Source organism: uncultured Christiangramia sp. (assembly GCF_913046405.1).
GTDB lineage: Bacteria > Bacteroidota > Bacteroidia > Flavobacteriales > Flavobacteriaceae > Christiangramia > Christiangramia marina.
The window spans coordinates 1-20,101 of the sequence record NZ_CAJWRQ010000053.1; the positions used below are offsets into that span (position 1 = coordinate 1).

Annotated in this window: 17 protein-coding genes; all 17 read left to right on the forward strand. The window is 40.5% G+C overall.

The window, feature by feature from the left end:
• The coding region (gene sprA / locus QZ620_RS08465) for a cell surface protein SprA (RefSeq protein WP_295180718.1) at positions 1 to 6,796 on the forward strand (6,796 nt) is incomplete at its 5' end.
• 61 nt (positions 6,797 to 6,857) lie between these two features.
• Positions 6,858 to 7,238: a glycine cleavage system protein GcvH gene (gene gcvH / locus QZ620_RS08470; RefSeq protein ID WP_141878760.1), complete on the forward strand. Its 381-nt coding sequence runs from the start codon at positions 6,858 to 6,860 to the stop codon at positions 7,236 to 7,238.
• A complete protein-coding gene (locus QZ620_RS08475; RefSeq protein ID WP_295180720.1) occupies positions 7,231 to 7,629 on the forward strand; it encodes a VanZ family protein in 399 nt (132 codons plus the stop codon). The genes gcvH and QZ620_RS08475 overlap by 8 nt, the downstream gene beginning before the upstream one ends.
• A gap of 25 nt (positions 7,630 to 7,654) precedes the next feature.
• Positions 7,655 to 8,371: an energy transducer TonB gene (locus tag QZ620_RS08480; RefSeq protein WP_295180722.1), complete on the forward strand. Its 717-nt coding sequence runs from the start codon at positions 7,655 to 7,657 to the stop codon at positions 8,369 to 8,371.
• A 111-nt stretch (positions 8,372 to 8,482) separates the two neighbouring features.
• Positions 8,483 to 9,205: an energy transducer TonB gene (locus tag QZ620_RS08485; RefSeq protein WP_026914147.1), complete on the forward strand. Its 723-nt coding sequence runs from the start codon at positions 8,483 to 8,485 to the stop codon at positions 9,203 to 9,205.
• Positions 9,206 to 9,310: 105 nt separating this feature from the next.
• A complete protein-coding gene (locus tag QZ620_RS08490) occupies positions 9,311 to 11,431 on the forward strand; it encodes a gliding motility protein RemB (RefSeq protein WP_295180725.1) in 2,121 nt (706 codons plus the stop codon).
• 88 nt (positions 11,432 to 11,519) lie between these two features.
• Positions 11,520 to 12,422, forward strand: coding sequence for a heme o synthase (gene cyoE, locus QZ620_RS08495; RefSeq protein WP_141878756.1), 903 nt, complete (start codon positions 11,520 to 11,522; stop codon positions 12,420 to 12,422).
• On the forward strand, positions 12,413 to 12,994 hold the full coding sequence (locus QZ620_RS08500; RefSeq protein ID WP_295180728.1) for a cytochrome c oxidase subunit 3: 582 nt from the start codon (positions 12,413 to 12,415) through the stop codon (positions 12,992 to 12,994). The genes cyoE and QZ620_RS08500 overlap by 10 nt, the downstream gene beginning before the upstream one ends.
• Positions 12,995 to 13,039: 45 nt before the next feature.
• A complete protein-coding gene (locus QZ620_RS08505) occupies positions 13,040 to 14,020 on the forward strand; it encodes a cytochrome c oxidase subunit 3 (RefSeq protein ID WP_295180730.1) in 981 nt (326 codons plus the stop codon).
• A 17-nt stretch (positions 14,021 to 14,037) separates the two neighbouring features.
• Positions 14,038 to 14,397 carry a cytochrome C oxidase subunit IV family protein gene (locus QZ620_RS08510; protein WP_141878753.1) on the forward strand — a complete coding sequence of 120 codons (360 nt, stop codon included), beginning with the start codon at positions 14,038 to 14,040 and terminating at the stop codon, positions 14,395 to 14,397.
• Between the two features lie 82 nt (positions 14,398 to 14,479).
• Complete coding sequence (locus QZ620_RS08515; protein ID WP_295180733.1) at positions 14,480 to 15,124, forward strand: hypothetical protein; 645 nt, start codon at positions 14,480 to 14,482, stop codon at positions 15,122 to 15,124.
• Positions 15,124 to 15,858, forward strand: a complete 735-nt coding sequence (locus QZ620_RS08520) for an SCO family protein (RefSeq protein ID WP_295180735.1) — start codon at positions 15,124 to 15,126, stop codon at positions 15,856 to 15,858. The genes QZ620_RS08515 and QZ620_RS08520 overlap by 1 nt, the downstream gene beginning before the upstream one ends.
• The gene (locus QZ620_RS08525; protein ID WP_295180736.1) at positions 15,855 to 16,394 is read left to right on the forward strand and encodes a DUF420 domain-containing protein; all 540 of its coding nucleotides are present in this window, start codon (positions 15,855 to 15,857) and stop codon (positions 16,392 to 16,394) included. Before QZ620_RS08520 ends, QZ620_RS08525 begins: the two co-directional genes overlap by 4 nt.
• A gap of 44 nt (positions 16,395 to 16,438) precedes the next feature.
• A complete protein-coding gene (locus tag QZ620_RS08530; protein ID WP_295180737.1) occupies positions 16,439 to 16,675 on the forward strand; it encodes a hypothetical protein in 237 nt (78 codons plus the stop codon).
• A gap of 123 nt (positions 16,676 to 16,798) precedes the next feature.
• Positions 16,799 to 17,500 carry an ABC transporter ATP-binding protein gene (locus QZ620_RS08535; protein WP_295180738.1) on the forward strand — a complete coding sequence of 234 codons (702 nt, stop codon included), beginning with the start codon at positions 16,799 to 16,801 and terminating at the stop codon, positions 17,498 to 17,500.
• Positions 17,493 to 18,737: an ABC transporter permease gene (locus tag QZ620_RS08540; RefSeq protein WP_295180739.1), complete on the forward strand. Its 1,245-nt coding sequence runs from the start codon at positions 17,493 to 17,495 to the stop codon at positions 18,735 to 18,737. The genes QZ620_RS08535 and QZ620_RS08540 overlap by 8 nt, the downstream gene beginning before the upstream one ends.
• Before the next feature lies 1 nt (position 18,738).
• Positions 18,739 to 20,001, forward strand: coding sequence for an ABC transporter permease (locus QZ620_RS08545; RefSeq protein WP_141878746.1), 1,263 nt, complete (start codon positions 18,739 to 18,741; stop codon positions 19,999 to 20,001).
• The last annotated feature ends 100 nt before the right edge of the window (positions 20,002 to 20,101 follow it).

Consider the following 20,101-nt stretch of genomic DNA (forward strand, 5'->3'; position numbering starts at 1 on the left):
GGATTTATTGCCAGATTTCTACGTCAACAACAATTTATTTGAAAGTATTTTCGGCGGATCTGAGATCAATATCGTTCCGCAGGGATCGGTAGAAATAGATCTTGGACTTCTCTATACCAAACAGGATAACCCGGCATTTTCTCCAAGGAACAGAAGCAATTTATCTTTTGATTTTGACCAGCGGATTAGTCTTTCCATGCTTGGGCAAATTGGAGAGCGTCTTCAGGTTACCGCGAATTATGATACCGAATCAACTTTCGATTTTCAAAATCAGCTGAAACTGGAGTATACGCCAAATGAGGATGATATCGTTCAAAAAATTGAAGTAGGTAACGTTAATATGCCTCTGAATAATGCACTTATTCAGGGTGCGCAAAGTCTTTTTGGTTTTAAAACCGAACTGCAGTTTGGGAAAACAAGGATCACCGGAGTATTTTCAGAACAGAAGTCGGAGCGACGTACAGTTAATGTGGAAGGTGGAGCAACCGTAGAAGAATTTGCCAAATTTGCTCTTGATTACGATGCCGACCGGCACTTTTTCCTGGCGCACTACTTCCGCGATACTTACGACCAAGCGCTAAGAAATTATCCGTTTATCAATACCAATATTCAGATCAAGAGGATACAGGTTTGGGTCACGAACAGAACCAACAATATCCAGAATATCCAGGATACACGAAATATCGTAGCGATCCAGGATCTTGGAGAATCCAATGTTCCCGGAAATATTGGACTGGATACACCGCCGGGCGGATTTTTCAATCAGCCAGCAGGAGCTTTTCCAGATAACCTTGTAAATGACTTTAATCCCTTCGGAATAAATGGCAATGGTGAATCTATCCTGAATCAGGCTATCAGGGATATCGCTACTGTAGACCAGGGATTTGGAACAGTAACAGTTTCCGAAGGAACCGACTATGCAAAACTGGAAAATGCGCGACAACTAAAACCTTCAGAATATACCGTTAACACCCAGCTTGGATATATAAGTTTGAATCAACGTTTAAGTAATGATGAGGTGCTTGGGGTTGCATTTCAGTATACGATCAATGGCGAGGTTTTCCAGGTTGGAGAATTTGCGAATGACGGAGTGAATGCTACAAACGATCCCGGAACTGAGGAACCAACAACCGGAACCAATTCCAGGGCTAGTCAGAATCTTGTGGTGAAGTTGCTTAAAAGTACGATCACCAATGTTCAGGAGCCTATCTGGGATTTGATGATGAAAAACATCTACAGTCTTAATGCGTACCAGCTGGAACGTGAAGATTTTAGAATGAATATTCTGTATACAGATCCTCAGCCCTTAAACTATATCAAACCTGTTGAAGGAACCACGCTGCCTGCAGATGTTAATGAAACTCCATTATTGCGGGTTTTCAGGCTGGATGAATTGAATACCAATAATGACCCAATCAACGACGGGGATGGGTTCTTTGATTATGTACAGCAAATTACCATCGATCCCCAAAATGGTAATATCATCTTTACTACGGTAGAACCTTTCGGGGAACACCTTTTCCGAAAACTGGATGAGAATCCAAATGCCGGTAGTGAAGATTATAATATCCCGGAAACCTGGAATGCAAACCAGGAAAAGTATGTTTTTCGTGCCATGTATCGCACTACGAAAACCCAGGCAGAGCAGGAAGAGGCAGATAAGAACAAATTCCAGTTAAAGGGTAGATATAAGTCGGCTGAGGTAGAAGGTATTCCAATTGGATTCAACTTACCACCGGGATCGGTTACTGTAACTGCTGGAGGGAGAATCCTTCAGGAAGGAGTGGATTACGTAGTGAATTACGAACTGGGAAGAGTACAGATACTTGATGAAGGTTTGCTTGCTTCCAATATTCCAATCCAGGTAAATACTGAAAACAATGCCTTATTCGGTCAGCAAACTAAACGATTTACCGGGCTTAACGTAGAACATCAATTCAATGAAAATTTTCTTATTGGTGGTACATTTATTAATCTTAAAGAACGCCCGTTAACTCAAAAAGCGAATTACAGCTACGAGCCAATTAACAATACAATTCTTGGTTTAAACCTGAATTATAGTACAGAAGTTCCATTTTTAACCAGGCTGGTAAATAAACTTCCAAATATTGATACAGACGTTATGTCCAATGTATCTGTACGTGGAGAATTTGCTTATTTGCTGCCGGGATCTCCTAATTCGAATGATTTTAATGGTGAGGCGACTACCTATATAGATGATTTCGAAGCTGCACAAACTGCAATTGATATCAACAATCCTTTAGCATGGGAATTGTCCAGTGTTCCGGTTGGGTTTGGTGGAGAACTTGCGAACGGAGACCTAAGTGTTGGCTATAGAAGAGCAAAAATGAGCTGGTATACCATAGATCCTATTTTCTATAGCAATAACCGTCCAGATGGGATCAGCGATTCAGATATTTCGAGTTATGCGACCAGACGGGTTGCGCTAAATGAGATCTTTCCAAATACAGATGTAGTTCAGGGTCAGCCGCAAGTGGTTTATACGATGGATGTGAATTATGATCCTTCAGTTCGTGGGCCTTATAATTATAATCCTGCAGCAGCTGGTGGGAATACGCTGCCTGTACCTGGGAATAATTTCGCCGGAATCACCCGTCCTATCAATACGACCAATTTCGAACAAACGAATGTGGAGTATATCCAGTTCTGGGTAATGGATCCTTATATCTATGCTGAAAATGCGAGCAAAAGCGACGGACTCATAAACTTTAACCTTGGTAATATTTCTGAAGATGTATTGAAGGATGGACGAAAGCAATACGAAAACGGGTTACCCGAAGGTGAAGGTGAAGCCAATGTGATCACCTCTGCATTTGGAAATACTCCGGCAGATAATTCACTGGTGTATGCATTTGATTCTGAAGGGGACGGAAGGACGCTGCAGGATGCAGGTTTTGACGGATTGCTTGATGCTGAAGAAGCCTTAAAATTCCCGGATTTTGGAAACCTCGCCGATCCTTCCGCAGATAATTACGAGTATTTCCTGAATCGGGATGGCAGTGTTTTAGATCGATACCTGGATTATAATGGAACTGAAGGCAACTCGCCAACAGATGTTTCCGATACCAATCGCGGGAATACCACACTGCCTACTACTGAAGACATCAACCGGGATAACACGATGAACACCATCAATAGTTATTTTGAATATAAGATCCCTTTTTTCAGGGGGATGAATATTGATAATAACCAGTACATTACTGATGTTAAGGAATTAACGACCACACTTCGAAACGGTCAGGATTTGCCAGTACGTTGGGTACAGTTTAAAGTGCCAATTTTTGAACCTACCAATGCCATTGGAGGCATCGCAGATTTTAGATCCATTCGATTTATCAGAATGTTCCTTAGCGACTTCCAGGACGAAACCATTCTTAGATTTGGAACTATGGATCTTGTTCGCGGAGACTACAGAAGGTATAACCAAAGCTTATTCGAGGATTCCGGGCAACTGGAGAACCCAAATACTTCCTTTGAAGTAAATGCTGTGAATATTGAAGAAAATGAGAACAGGCAGCCTATTCCATACCGATTGCCTCCAGGTGTTCAAAGAGAACAGCTGTATCAAAATAATACCAGTTTGCGTCAAAACGAACAATCACTTTCTTTAAGTGTTTGTGATCTGGAACCTCAGGATGCCCGGGCAGTTTACAAGAATTTCCAGATCGATATGCGACAGTATAAGAATCTTGAAATGTTCCTGCATGCGGAATCTGTAATTAACCGCCAACCGCTTAAAGATGGGCAGCTGGTCGCGTTTGTTAGAATGGGAACAGATTTTAGTGACAACTTCTACCAGGTAGAAATACCCTTATCGCCAACACTTTTTGGTGCTTCTACTGCGGAAGAGATCTGGCCTGAAGTGAACCGAATGGACCTGGAACTGGATTTACTACAGCAGGTAAAAACTTCAGTGCTGGGAGATCCAATGTTGAATTCAACCGACTTGAATTTCTTTACTGAAGATCTTCAGGAAGTAGATGCTGAAGCTCCTTATGATATGGGTAGATTGCGTATTGGAGTAAAAGGAAATCCAAGTTTTGGAAACATCAGGTTACTGATGGTTGGAGTAAAAAATGGAACCAGGGAAGATGGGGTTACCGATCTTTGCGGAGAAGTATGGTTTAATGAATTAAGACTTTCAGACCTTAAGAATGAAGGTGGCTGGGCCGGAGTGGTAAGCATGGATAGTAATCTTGCAGATTTCGCCAATATTTCAGCTACAGGACGTAGAAGCACGGTAGGATTTGGAGCTTTAGGACAGGGACCAAACCAGCGAAGCAGGGAAGATCTTCAACAATATGATGTTGTAACCAATCTCAATATGGGGCAGTTGCTTCCGCAGAAATGGGGAGTGAAAATACCTGTGAACTATAGCCGAGGAGAGGAGTTGATCACGCCAAAATACGACCAGGAATTTCTGGATGTGGAGTTGGATACTAGACTGGATAATATCGAAGACCCGGCACAGAGGGATGCGGTAGAAAAGCAATCTCAATCCTATACCAAAAGGCAGAGCATAAATGTAATTGGGCTAAGAAAGGAGCGTACCGGGGAGCGAACGCCCATGCCTTATGATATTGAGAATTTTGCATTTGCTACTTCCTATAATCAGGTAGACCATCGGGATTTTGAGATTGAGGAAAGTATCGATCAAAGTGTTAGAGTGGGTGGAACTTATGAATTTAGTTTTCCGCAAAAAAGTCTGGAACCTTTAAAGAATCTGGCAGTTCTGGACAGTAGTGATTATTTCGCCATTTTCAGAGATTTCAATATTAATTACCTGCCAACAAACATCAATGCGAGTTCCAATATCTTCCGGCAGTATAATCAGCAAAAGTTCCGTTCTCTGGATCTAAGCGATAGCGATATAGGAATACCAACCCTATACCAACGTAACTTCCTGTTCGACTGGCAGTATGGAATCAATTATAATTTGACCAGGTCTTTGAGTTTCGCATTTAACGCCAGCAATAACAGGATCATAAGAAATTATATAGATGATGAAGGTTTTGCTGATGATTCTATAGGAGTATGGGATGACTTTTTTAATATTGGAGAGCCAAATCAGCATATTCAGACACTTCAGGTGAATTACGACCTGCCTTTTGAAAAGATTCCAGTCTTAAAGTTCGTGAACGCCACCTATTCTTATACCGGAGACTTTCAGTGGCAACGAGGATCTCAGCGTTTTCAGCAATTGGAAGATATTCCAGAGATAGGAAACAGCGTTCAGAATTCCAATACGCACCAGATCAATGCCAGTTTAAATCTTCAGGATCTTTACAATTATGTAGGACTGGTTCAGAAGAAGAACAATAGTGGCGGGAAAACTATTCAGGAACGAAGCAGAGGCATTCCAACACTTGGTCCACCTTCTGAAGATGATGAACAGGTAGAGGAAAAATCTAAGCCAAAAACCAATAAAGGATACAATACGCTTATCGGGATCGCGACAGGATTGAAAACTCTCCAGGTTAATTATCGCAATAGCCGCGGAATATTTCTTCCAGGTTATACAGAAAGTGTCGGCTTTATGGGAACTTTCAGGCCAACCGCTGGATTTACTTTTGGTTTCCAGGATGATATCAGGCAAATGGCGGCAGAAAGAGGATGGCTCACGTTGTTCCAGAATTTCAATCAGCAATTTTCCGCAGTGAAAAATGAGCAGCTGGATTACCAGGCAGGTTTCGGTTTTATACCAGATCTTACCATTGAACTTACCGGGAGAAAGAACGAAGCCGAGAATTATTCTGAAAATTATCGTGTAGATCCTGTGAGTATGGATTATCAATCGCTTACTCCTTATACCTACGGAAACTTCAATATTTCAACATTATTGATCGCGACAAGTTTCCAGCAGTCTAATGAAGCCAGTTCTGAAGCATTTCAGAATTTCAGGACGAACAGAATTGAGGTTGCCAGAAGAATTGCCAGCGAACGTGGTTTGGATCCTACAGATGTGGATGAAGAAGGTTTTCCAAGAGGTATAGGAAAAACGAATCAGGCAGTATTGTTACCAGCATTTATCGCGGCTTATTCTGGAAAGGATGCAGGAAGTGTGCAATTGGGAGCTTTTAGAAATGTGCCTATTCCAAACTGGAATCTTAAGTATACAGGATTGATGCGTTTTGAATGGTTCCGGGATAAGTTCCGAAGATTTTCCATAAACCATGGATATCGCGCAGATTATACATTGAACCAATACCAGACAAATCTGGATTATGACCCTGCAGATCCTGAGGCATTGAACCAGGCAGGTGATTTCAAGAATCCTGTTCTATTCTCAAACCTGGTGTTGACAGAATTATTTACTCCGCTTGCGCTTATCGATTTTGAAACCAAGAACAGTATACAGATCATGGCGAAGATGGAGAAAGATCGCTCGCTTGCTTTCAGTTTTGATAATAACCTGCTTACAGAATACAGTGGAAATGAATATACTCTTGGACTTGGATACAGATTGAGAGATCTAAAAATCGCGACGGCACTTGGAGGAAGAAGAAGAGTGCTTAGCAGTGATCTTAATTTTAGGACCGATGTTAGTTATCGTAAGAACCGCACCATCGTAAGGTATCTTGATCTAGCCAATAACCAGACGATCTCGGGACAGGATATCTGGTCCATCAATTTCAAGGCAGATTATGCATTTACCAGGAACCTGACGGCGAGGTTCTATTATGATCATACATTCTCGGAATATGCAGTTTCAACGGCATTTCCACAAACAACCATTCGATCTGGTTTTACCCTGATCTATAATTTCGGAAATTAACGAAGCCATATTTGAACAATTCAGCGAAAAAATTAACTTTGCCATAAGATAAAACTAGCACATGAATATTCCACAAGAATTAAAGTACACAAAAGACCACGAGTGGGTTAAAATTGAAGGAGACACTGCGACTATCGGAGTTACAGATTTTGCCCAGGGTGAGCTTGGGGATATCGTATATGTTGAGGTAGAAACTCTGGATGAAACCCTTGAAAAAGAAGAGGTTTTTGGAACCGTAGAAGCTGTAAAAACCGTTTCAGATCTTTACATGCCAGTTTCAGGAGAGATCATTGAGTTTAATGATAGTCTTGAAGATGAGCCGGAAAAAGTAAATAATGATCCTTACGGTGATGGATGGATGATCAAGATAAAACTATCAGACGCTTCTGAAGTTGAAGGTCTTCTTTCTGCCGAAGAATATCAGGAAGTAGTAGGTGCATAAATTAGTTTTAATTTTAGCGCTTCTTTATACAGGTGCCATCACGTACTTTTCTTTGATCGTGATGAACTTCAAAGTAAGTGTAGGTGGTTTCGATCCTACAGACAAAATGCTCCATGCCGGAGCATATTTGTTTTTATGTATTTTGTGGAAACTATTTTTTATTCTGAAAAGCACCGATTTTACGCGTTATCGCCCTAATCTCTACTGGGTTGCTATCGCATGTTTTCTATTTGGTATGTTAATTGAGGTTCTACAGGGAACTCTAACCAGTTACAGGACACCCGATTGGTGGGATGGCCTGGCAAATTCAACTGGTGTATTGCTTGCAGTCATCTTTTTCCTGGTAATGGCGCCCACCATTAAAAAGTTGAAAAGCAGGTATTCTTTGTAATTAACCTTTATTAACCTCGCTTTTTATGAAACCGAAAAAAAATCCGAAAGCCGATCTTCGTCGGAGCTGGGTCCTTTTTCTCCAAATTGGACTCATTGTTACTTTATTTATTACCCTGCAGGCATTCCAGTGGAAATCCTACGATCCCGAGCAGGCAAGTCGTGAAACTATTGCAATAGACGACCTGCAGGAGGAAGATGTGCCCGTTACCATACACGATCAAACACCACCGCCACCTCCGCCACCCGTAGATCCGCCAGAAATTACAATCGCTCCAGACGATGCAGATGTAGAGGAGGATGAAATAGCTCCTACAGAAATCAATCTGGATGATTTCGTGGAACCTGAAGATATTATAGATGCAGAGCCTGATGAAGAGGTTGAAACTGTCCCATTTAAATTTATTGAAGATGTTCCTTTATTTCCAGGCTGTGAGGATCTGGATAATAATGCAGACAGAAAGAGCTGCATGAGTGAAAAAATTAGCAGGTTCGTTGGGAAAGAATTTGATACCAGACTTGGAGAGAAATTAGGACTAACAGGAATGAACCTGGTGACCGTTTTGTTCGTAGTAAATACTCAGGGCGAGATCGAGCAGGTACAGGCGCGTGCTCCTCATCCTAAGCTTGAAGAAGAAGCTAAACGGGTGATCTCGAAACTGCCTAGAATGAAACCCGGGAAGCAAAGAGGGAAGGCAGTGCCGGTCTCATATGCCATCCCGATACGGTTTAAAGTTCAATAGTTTTGAGCTTAAACTGAAAATTAGCGGTAGATTAATTACTTATTCTATCAGATTAATTTAGTTTTTTAGAAAAAATCTTTATTTTAGCAACCCTTAACAACTAAACGCATTATGGAACCTAAGAAAAATCCAAAAGCTGATTTAAATAGAAACAGAACTCTTTATTTGCAGCTAGGTCTTATTCTTGTTCTGCTAATTACCTGGCAGGCAATAGAGTGGAAGACATATGATCCTGAAGCTGTAGATATCGGGCAGTTAAATATGGACGAACTTGATGAAGAGGATGTGCCAATTACAGAAATGATGAACACACCTCCACCACCTCCACCGCCACCACCGGCACCGGAAGTTATCGAGGTTGTAGAGGATGAGGAAGAAGTAGAAGAGGATGAGATCCAGTCTACAGAGACCAATCTTGATGAGATCGTAGAGGTAGAGGAAGTTGTTGAGGCTGTTGAAGAAGAAGAGGTAGCTGATGTACCGTTCGCGGTTATTGAAGATGTGCCGATCTTCCCTGGATGTGAAAATCTAAAGAATAATAACGAGCGTAAAGCTTGTATGAGTGAAAAGATCAGTAAGTATGTGAACAAGGAGTTTGATACAGATCTTGGTTCTGAGTTAGGACTTTCTGGTATTAACCGTGTAATCGTTCAGTTTAGAATTGATGAAAAAGGTAATATTGGTCAGGTTAGAGCTCGTGCTCCGCACCCTAGACTTGAGAAAGAAGCTGCTAGAGTAATTAACAGTCTTCCTAAAATGAAGCCTGGTAAGCAGCGTGGAAAGCCGGTAGGTGTTATGTACTCCCTTCCAATTGCTTTTAAAGTACAGGATTAAGAATAAACTCAATATCATATATATCCCGGCTCTGTCCGGGATTTTTTATTTTGGGATACTTCTGTTTTATGTATATTACAGCACCAATTAACCTGCTACTTACCTATGAAGTACTGCCTGCTTCTTGTTTTTACATTTTTATGTCTAAGTGTTCCAGCTCAGGATTCGAGTACAGTTTCTGAAATCTATCCCGAATTTGAAGAATGCTCCAATGTTACTTACGCAAATCAGGAAAGCTGTTTTAAGAATACCTTCCTTACAAGTTTCAAAGATAATTTCAAGCTGCCGGAATCTCTAATGCAGGAAAACTATACTGGTAAGATCACTATAGTTTTTGAAGTTGATGAAGATGGACTTTTCCAGGTGATCTATCTGGATGCTGCCTACGAAGAACTAAAAACAGAAGTGAGAAGAGTATTTGCAAGTCTGCCGCAGTTAAAACCTGCTACCTACAACGGCAGAGCGATTCATATGCAGTTTAAGATGCCATTGCAATTACCGCTCGGCTCCAATTCAAACTTGTATCCGGTCGAAGATATTTCCGAAGAAAAGAACAGCCAGGTAGTGGCCCAGGAGAAAGAGTCCCAGGAAACCAATATTCTTGAAGAATATGAGAGAATAAAGTCTGATGATTTTACTCAGCCACGATATAGCAGTCAGATCAATATCCCACTTTCCCATGAATATTATAGTCGGTTTGATGCTGAGATCAACCAGATAGGTCTCAATTCTCATTCGGCTTCAAAACCACTAATGTTTACAGAGGTCAACAAATACTATGATTTTGAAGCTGAAAGACAGGAAATGCTGCAGAATCGAAGTACATATGCAGGGCGAAAACTTTGGAATGAGCACCTGGTTAGGTTTCAGACAGATGATTACTGGTTTACGATAGATCCTGGATTTGACTTGCAGATAGGAAAGGATTTTGAGCAGACCGAACATGAATTTACCTATAACAATACCCGGGAATTTATTATCCAGGGAGGTTTAGGTAAAAAGTTCAATTTTTATTCAGTCATCTACGAGAGTCAGGGAAGATTTGCCAAATATTATAATGATTTTGCTGAATCTATTCGTCCTGCCGGAGGTGACCCAGCGATCGTACCAGGAAGAGGAATAGCTAAATCTTTTATGAATGATGGGTATGACTACCCGGTTGCAGAAGGTTACTTATCCTTTACTCCTTCAGAATTCATAAATATCCAGTTTGGTCATGGGAACAACTTTATTGGTGATGGGTATCGTTCCCTTTTGTTAAGCGACAATCCATCTCCTTATCCTTATTTGAAGCTGAATACCAAGTTCTGGAAGATAAAATATACAAATACCTGGATGTCTCTAAGAGATGTGCGTCCGGAAGTTACCAATAGCGGCTCCTTCAGAACAAAATATATCGCAAATCATTATTTGAGTCTGAATCTTACCAATCGTCTTAATCTTGGATTCTTTGAGTCGGTTATGTGGGAGAATGACAACGATCGTGGTTTTGATTTGAATTATTTGAATCCTGTGATCTTTTATCGTGCAATAGAATTCGCTACTGGAGCCGATGGTGGAAATGCCATTATTGGACTCACAGGAAAATATAAGATATCGAACCAGATGTACACGTATGGGCAGTGGTTAATTGATGAATTTTCTTCAACTGATGTTTTTGGAGGCGAAGGAAGCTGGAAGAATAAACTAGGTTTTCAAATTGGTTTAAAGTACTTCAATGCTTTTAAAGTAGATGATCTGTACCTGCAGGCTGAATTTAACCAGGTGCGCCCATATACTTATTCTCATAATTCCATCACGCTAAACTATGCACATAACAACCAGTCCATGTCTCATTTATGGGGTGCGAATTTTCGAGAGTTTGTGGGGATCGCACGCTATAGAAAAGATCGGTATTATGGTAGCGCGAAACTGATTTTAGGAAAGCGCGGTTTTGATTTTTCTGAAGATGGCGCCTATTATGGTCAGGATCTTTACAGGAGTGAAGAGGCCCGACCATTCGAAACCGGGGTAGAAATAGGGCAGGGAAATACTACGAACTCATTTTATTCTGAATTGGAAGCAGGTTATATCGTGAATCCAACTACGAACTTAAAACTGTTTGCAAGTTTCATTTACAGGGACTTCAATCCCCAGGTGAATACTTCTTTAAATTCTGAAATTTCCACGACCTGGATCAACTTTGGATTGCGCACAGATATTTTCAACTGGTATTTTGATTACTAGTCTTTTTTGTCCCTGAAAATTAACACATTGCCTGCCTTGCCAAAACCTAATTAAGGAGTATCTTTGCACAAGTTAAAAAAAAGCTTTTTTGAGCAATACTCGCGTACATAATCCCAACGCTTCCATACTCTCAGATTTTAAGGAAATTACTAAGATGAGGCTGGCCATTAGTGTGGTTTTCTCCTCTGTGGCGGGTTATTTTTTAGGTGCCGATTCCATAGATTTTGTGACTGTTACTTTGCTTGCCATTGGTGGTTATCTCATGGTGGGAGCAAGTAATGCTTATAACCAGATCATTGAAAGAAACCTGGACAGCCTTATGGACCGTACGAAAAACCGTCCGCTGCCAGCAGGAAGAATGTCTGTGACCACAGCATTCACGATCGCAAGTATTTTTACTGTTCTGGGATTGATCGTTTTATATGTGATCAATCCAAAGACCGCAATGTTCGGTGCGATAAGCATCTTCATGTATGTGAGTCTTTATACACCATTGAAAACAAAAACGCCTTTGGCGGTATTTGTTGGAGCATTTCCAGGAGCTATCCCGTTTATGTTAGGCTGGGTGGCGGCATCAGGAAGTTTCAGTATAGAGCCAGGTACTTTGTTTATGATACAGTTCTTCTGGCAGTTCCCGCATTTCTGGGCAATTGGTTGGTGGTTGTTTGATGATTATAAGAAAGGTGGATTCTTTATGCTTCCTACTGGAAAACGTGATCGCGGAACAGCAGTCCAGATTATATTATATACCTGCTGGACGATCATGGTTTCGTTAATTCCGGTTTTCGGGGTTACCGGTAAGTTGTATTTAACTCCGGTTTCTGGTGTCATAATTTTACTGCTGGGACTTGGAATGATGTATTACGCGATTAGACTTTTCAAAGAGAAAACTGCTGAAGCGGCAAAAAAATTAATGTTTGCAAGTGTGTCCTATATCACGTTGCTGCAAATTGTATATGTACTCGATAAATTTATTAGACAATGGATTTAACACAGGGATCAGACGAAATGAAACAGGCCCGTGCAAAGAAGATGATGCTTTGGTTCGGGATCATAAGTATGGTAATGACCTTTGCAGGACTTACCAGTGCTTATGTAGTGAGTAAAAACAGGCCAGACTGGCTAACCGACTTTGAACTTCCAGTTTCATTCCTCTGGAGCACACTGGTGATCGTAGGAAGTAGTATCACCCTCTGGTTATCGAAACAAGCAATAAAATCTGGTAATCGTAGAAATGCTTCGGCTTTCTTAATTGGAACGCTGATTCTGGCAATTCTATTCGTGGTTTTCCAGTTCTATAGCTTTACAGAAATAGTGCAATCCGGTTATTATTTTACCGGTAGTGAGAGTACGATCACAACATCTTTTATCTATGTACTGGTGCTGGCGCATTTAGCCCACCTGGCGATAGGATTGATAGTGCTTTTAGTGTTAATTTATAACCATTTTAAACAACGTTATAATGCAGGTCAAATGCTTGGATTTGAGCTTGGTGCAACTTTCTGGCACTTTGTTGATTTTCTGTGGATTTACCTGATTATCTTTTTATATTTCTTTAAATAATAAAATTGCGTATTTTTGCGCATCCTTTAACATTAAAACACTTCTATGGAGGCTACTGTTGTTAGAACAGGCACTGAAGGAAAAACCTGGGGTGGTGGTAATGATCCACTAAAAGCAAGTTACGGTAAGATGATGATGTGGTTCTTCATCCTATCTGATGCTTTAACATTTTCAGGGTTTCTTGCCGCTTATGGTTTTTCACGCTTTAAATTTATTGATTCCTGGCCAATTGCGGATGAGGTTTTCAATCACTTCCCGTTCTTGCATGGAGTAGATGCTCCAATGTATTATGTGGCGTTGATGACGTTCATTTTAATATTTTCTTCGGTAACTATGGTACTTGCCGTAGATGCTGGGCATCATATGAAGAAAGCTAAGGTTACGCTATATATGTTTCTTACCATTATTGGTGGAATTATATTCGTGGGATCACAAGCCTGGGAGTGGAAGAATTTTATTAGTGGAGAATACGGAGCTGTAACTACCAAAGGAGGTAACATCCTTCAATTCGTAGATGGTGAAGGTCATCGTGTAGCATTATCTGAGATCGCAGTTCCAATTGAAGGCGATAGAGTAGAGCATGAAGCGAACAACGGGATCTGGTTTGATTCTGGAGCTGAGCTACCAACCTATTCACTTGATGAGATTAAAGCTGGTTTTGTAGCGAATGAAGATCTTCTAATTAGAACACAAACATTTACCGAAGATAACGAGAAAACCATCTTAAGCAGAGATGAGTCTCTGGCTAAGCTGGATGCTGAAGCTGTTGGGACTGTAGAAGGTGCTAACCTTACTCAAAATGAGTATGGACCACCATTATTTGCAGACTTTTTCTTCTTCATTACTGGTTTTCACGGTTTTCACGTACTTTCCGGGATCATTATCAACATTATCATCTTCTTTAATGTGGTTATTGGAACTTACGAGCGAAGAGGAAGTTACGAGATGGTTGAAAAAGTTGGTCTTTACTGGCACTTTGTAGACTTAGTTTGGGTATTTGTATTTACATTCTTTTACCTGGTTTAATTCTGAAATAAATTATTATGGCTCACGATACAACACATGAGGGATCTGCAACTAAAAGGATCTGGTTTGTTTTCGCAATACTTTCAGTAGTAACAATCGCAGAAGTAATTCTTGGAATTATTAAGCCTGCTTTTCTAACAGACACTATGTTTTTAGGAATGAGGTTACTTAACTGGATTTTTATCATTCTTACGATCTATAAAGCGTATTATATTGCCTGGTCTTTTATGCACCTCGAACATGAAACTAAAGGGCTGAGAAGAGCGATCGTATGGACGTCTATTTTCCTTATATCTTACCTTATTTTTATCCTTCTTACTGAAGGTGGATATATCTACGAAGTATATAAGAGCGGGCATGTAGCCTGGGACTTCTAACAAAAGTTAAAAGCATTGGAAAAGGCGGTTTTATAAAACCGTCTTTTTATTTTTGTACCCGTCTGTAAAGCATCTCATTGCTATGAAGAAGTTTCTAGTTCTCGGTATCTTATTCGCCCTTCCAATTACCGCATATTTGTTCTTTGCTTCTGGCAAGAACAACTTCGCCAGGTTACCTGTTCTTACAGAAAATGTAACAGATATCTCTGGAATGGAAACCAATACCGATAGTGTGCTCAGTTTCGATGAGCATATCACAGTGGTCGCCTTCTTTGGATCAGATCTCGAAAAGATCAAAGGCAATACCTTCAATCTCGATAAAAAGATTCTTGAAAAATATTACGACTTCGACGATTTTCAATTCGTTCTAATTCTTCCTTCGGAAACTAAAGAAGATACAGGGAACTTTATTGAAGAATTTAAAAAGATTAGTGAATCTTCAAAATGGAAAATAGCTTATGCAACTTCCGAAGAGATAGAAACAGTCTTTGAAAGTTTTGCCAGTCCGCATAAACTCGATCAGGATCAATACACGCCATATGTTTACATCGTAGATAAAGATCGTAATCTTCGTGGCCGTGATGACGATGAAGATACCGGTGAACTTTATGGGTATGATTCGCGGGATGTAGCAGAGCTCAATAACAAGATGAATGATGATGTAAAGGTTATTCTTGCTGAATATCGTCTGGCTTTAAAGCGTAACAATCGAAACGATAAGATCTAATGAAAAATTACTCATATATAGGAATTTCACTGATCATCCTGGTTTTCGGGATCATTTTTATTCCGAAGATCATAGACAGGATTAGTGATAATGAGATCGTTAAAGCAGATCGCCTGAATAAAACAACTAATAAAAAACGTACTAAGACCGATGTCCCATTGGTATACCTTGAAATTGACGGAGAGCGAAAAAAGGCACCTCAATTTAGTTTTGTGAATCAGGACGGCGATACGATCACCAATAAAGATTACGCTGGTAAAGTATATGTGGCAGAATTCTTTTTTACAACCTGTCCTACCATTTGCCCGATCATGAATAAGAATCTGGTCGAGATTCAGAATGAGTTTGAAGATGCTTCCAATTTTGGGATCGCTTCATTTTCCATAGATCCCGAGCATGATACACCAGAGGTGCTCACAGAGTATGCCGATAAGTATGGAATTACGGATCCAGACTGGAACTTGCTCACGGGAGATCGCGAAAAGATCTACCAGGTAGCTAATAAAGGATTCGGTATTTATGCTGGTGAAGATGCATCTGAAGCTGGAGGATTTGCTCATCAGGGCTGGTTCGCTCTAGTAGATCAGGAAGGTTATATTCGGTCCAGAGAGGATAATTTTGGCAACCCAATCATTTATTACCGTGGATCAGTAGAACGAAATAAGTCGGTTACTGGTGATCAGGAAGAACCGCAGATCGAAATATTAATTGAGGATATAAATAACTTGCTTTGAAAACTTCCCTGAACACTTCAGATAAGATCGCCGTTCCTGTTATTATAGGACTATCTATCGCCGTTCCTGCCATTGTTGTAGTTCTTATGTTATTACCAGAGCGTTACAACATCTTTGGAGCCGATTCGATGACATTCCCGCTCTTTCATGGCGTGCTGAACTTTCTAACCGCAATTTTACTGGTTGTTGGATATTTCTTTATGAAGGCAGATAAGTTTTTAGCACACAGAAATACTATGATCGCTGCATTTGGTCTATCTGTAGTTTTCCTGGTGAGCTATGTTCTTTCAAAGATCAGCAATGAACCGGTGCCTTACGGAGGAGAAGGAGTTTTACGGTATGTTTATTTCTTTATTCTTGTTTCCCATATCATACTATCCGGAATCATAGTGCCGCTGGTTTTATTTACAATGTATAGAGGCTTGAGTGGAGAATACGACAAGCACTCGAAGATAGCAAGATGGACATTCCCAATCTGGTTATATGTAGCCGTAACTGGTGTACTGGTATTTTTATTTATGATGCCGTATTATTAATTCTCTTCGGAAATTTTTAATTTGGTGAAATCAAGAGACTGAGGATGAAGAAACTACTTATTTTAAGCATTCTATTTGCAGCCTTTCTTTTAATTCCTGAAACTGCTGAAGCTCAATGCTCCATGTGTAGAGCAGTGCTTGAAAGTGAAGGTGATCAAAGTACCGCAAAGGGTATTAATGATGGTATTCTCTATCTTATGATATTTCCATATTTACTAATTGGTGGGATTGGTTACTTCATATATCGCACCTGGAAGAGAAGAGAAAAAGAAGAAGTTTAGATTCTCACTAAATGTAAACTTAAGTTTAAGAATTACACTTTCCCTAACATTATTGTAACATTTCATTTTTTTGATAGTCTTATTAAGTAGAAGACAGGTTCTTCTGTTTAATAACCATCAATCATGATCAATATTACCAATCTTCACAAATCCTATAAAATGGGTGCGAATTCATTGCACGTGCTCAAAGGGATTAATTTCGAGGTTGCTGAAGGCGAACTCGTTTCCATTATGGGCTCTTCAGGTTCCGGAAAATCCACACTACTTAATATTCTGGGAATGCTGGATGAAGCCGATGAAGGTTCCTACATTCTCGATGGAGTGCCTATCAAGGGGCTTAGCGAGAAACAAGCAGCGAAGTATCGCAATAAATTTCTGGGTTTCATCTTCCAGTCTTTCAATTTGATAAGCTATAAATCTGCATTGGATAACGTAGCACTTCCGCTTTATTACCAGGGTTTGCCTCGCGGTGAACGTATGGACAAAGCGATGAGTTACCTGGAGAAGGTAGGCCTGGCTAAATGGGCTGGCCATTTACCTAATGAACTTTCAGGTGGACAGAAGCAGCGTGTTGCCATCGCAAGAGCACTGGCGAGTGATCCAAAAGTCTTGCTGGCAGATGAGCCAACAGGTGCACTTGATACGAAAACTTCTTATGAAGTGATGGATCTCATTCAGCAGATCAATGATGAAGGAAGAACCATACTGGTGGTAACTCATGAAAATGATATCGCCCAGATGACAAAAAGGATCGTCAATCTAAGAGACGGTTTGATCATTGAAGATACCCTGGTTTCACAAATAAGAGCTTCAGAAAATGTTTGATCTGGATCGTTGGGATGAGATCTTCGAAACCATCCGAAAAAATAAATTACGCACATTCTTAACCGGACTTTCAGTAGCATCAGGAATATTTATCCTGGTGATCCTGCTTGGAATTGGTGAAGGAATGAGAAATGGAATTGCCCGGGAATTTGAGCAGGATGCAGCAAATTTGATGTTGGTATATCCAGGGATGACCTCTAAAGAATATAAAGGATTAAACCCGGGAAGGCGTATTCAGTTTAAAAATGAAGACTACGATCAGATCCTAAGACTTTACGGCGATAAACTTGATAAAAGCGCTTCGTTATATCAGCAATGGGGACAGGTGCTCACTTACGGGAAAGAATCTGGTTCTTACCAGGTTTATGGAAGTTTTCCCAGCTACCAGGTTCTGGAAAATAACACTCTAACTACAGGTCGATTTATCAATATACCAGACCTTGATAATTCAGAAAAGAATATGGTCATAGGTCAGCGAATCAAGCTAGACCTTTTTAAGGATGAAGATCCTATTGGTAAATACGTGCAGGTTTCCGGAGTGAACTTTAAAATTGTTGGAGTTTATACCGATCCCGGGGGAGAACGTGAAGAATCCCGTGCTATAATTCCTATTACTACTGCTCAGAAAGCTTTTGGTGGTGGAAACGATATAGCCAGAATGTATCTTACGCTCAAACCTGAAGATGATTTTGACAAGTCGGTAGCTGCCTCTACACAATTTACTGCAGAACTGGACCAGTTCTTAAAGGAGCGTCATACCGTTGCACCAGATGATAATAGTGCCATCTACGTAAATAACTCACTGGAAAATGCGAAACGCTTTTTCACCTTAATGGATATGATAAAATTATTCTTTTGGGGTGTTGGTGTTTGTACCATTATCGCGGGAGTTGTTGGGGTGAGTAATATCATGCTTATTATCGTGAAAGAACGAACCCGTGAAATCGGTGTTAGGAAAGCATTAGGAGCTCAGCCACTTTCAATTATTGGAATGGTGCTTCATGAATCGATTTTAATAACCGCCATAGCCGGTTTCCTCGGACTCATATTTAGTCTCGCACTACTGGAGTTTGTGGGACCAATGATCGAAACCCAGTATATTTATAACCCAACCGTGAATTTTACGGTAGCGATAAATACGGTGTTTATTCTGGTAATAGCAGGAGCACTGGCGGGATTCTTCCCGGCCTGGAGAGCAGCCAGGATCAAACCAATTGTAGCACTAAGAGACGAATAGTATGTTTAGTAGAGATCGTTGGAATGAAATTATAGAAGCGCTAACCTCGAATTGGTTTAGAACCCTGATGACTGCTTTTGGAGTTTTATGGGGAATATTTATACTTGTCATCCTGCTAGCTGCGGGAAAAGGATTGGAAAATGGAGTAAAACAGGGTTTTGGTGGTATAGCAACCAACACCATGTTTATGTGGACACAAGTAGCTTCAAGACCTTATAAAGGAATGCCGAAGGGAAGGTTCTATAGTTTTGAAGTAGAAGACGTTGCGGCTATCGAGCGGGAAGTGCCAGACCTAAGGTTTGTTTCACCTAGAAATCAGCTTGGTGGTTTTGGTGGTGATAATAACGTGGTACGTGGCTTAAATACCGGTGCATTCAATGTGTACGGAGATTATCCTGAAATCATTCAGCAGGAACCTATGGATATAACCTCCGGAAGGTTCGTGAATCATTCAGATATTGATCAGAAAAGGAAGGTTGCTGTTATAGGAACCGGTGTGCAGGCTGCTCTTTATGATAAGGGAGAAGATCCGCTAGGAACTTATATCAAGATTAGCGGAGTGAACTTCATGGTGATTGGAACTTACAAAAAGAAAAGTCGGGGTGGTGATGCCGAGGAAGGTCAGAAAGAGATATTTGTTCCATTCACAGCTTTTTCCCAGGCTTTTAATCGTGGGAACAAAGTAGGCTGGATGGCCATCACCGCGAAGGATAATAATAGTATTACTGCGCTTAAGGGAGATATTATCGACCTGGTCAAGGAACGCCATAAAATACATCCGGAAGATGATCGTGCGGTAGGTAATTTTGACCTTTATGAGGAATTTTCTAAAGTAAACGGACTTTTTGTAGCTCTTAAAGCAGTGGCCTATTTCGTAGGAGTACTTGTCTTACTTTCGGGAATTATCGGGATTAGCAATATTATGCTCATTGTAGTTAAAGAGCGTACCAATGAAATTGGAGTACGTAGAGCACTTGGAGCAACGCCATGGTCTATTAGAGGGCAGATCCTGATGGAGTCCATCTTTCTTACCATCATTTCAGGAATGAGCGGGATCATTCTCGCTACAGGGGTGATCTGGCTGGTCAATTTTCAACTGGACCAGATGGATACTTCAGAAATGATGTTCTTAAACCCTTCCGTAGATCTGGGAGTGGTAATCGTGGCCCTTAGTATTTTAATAATCTCCGGTCTTCTGGCCGGCCTTATACCTGCACAGCACGCCATTAAAGTAAAACCTGTGGATGCTCTGCGTACTGAATAGTTAGTAAATAGAAATACAATCAAGAAATGAAAAAATTTGTAACCATCGGAATTTTAGTTTTAATAGCGGTGACCTTCGTTGGGGCGCTTTATTATCTCTA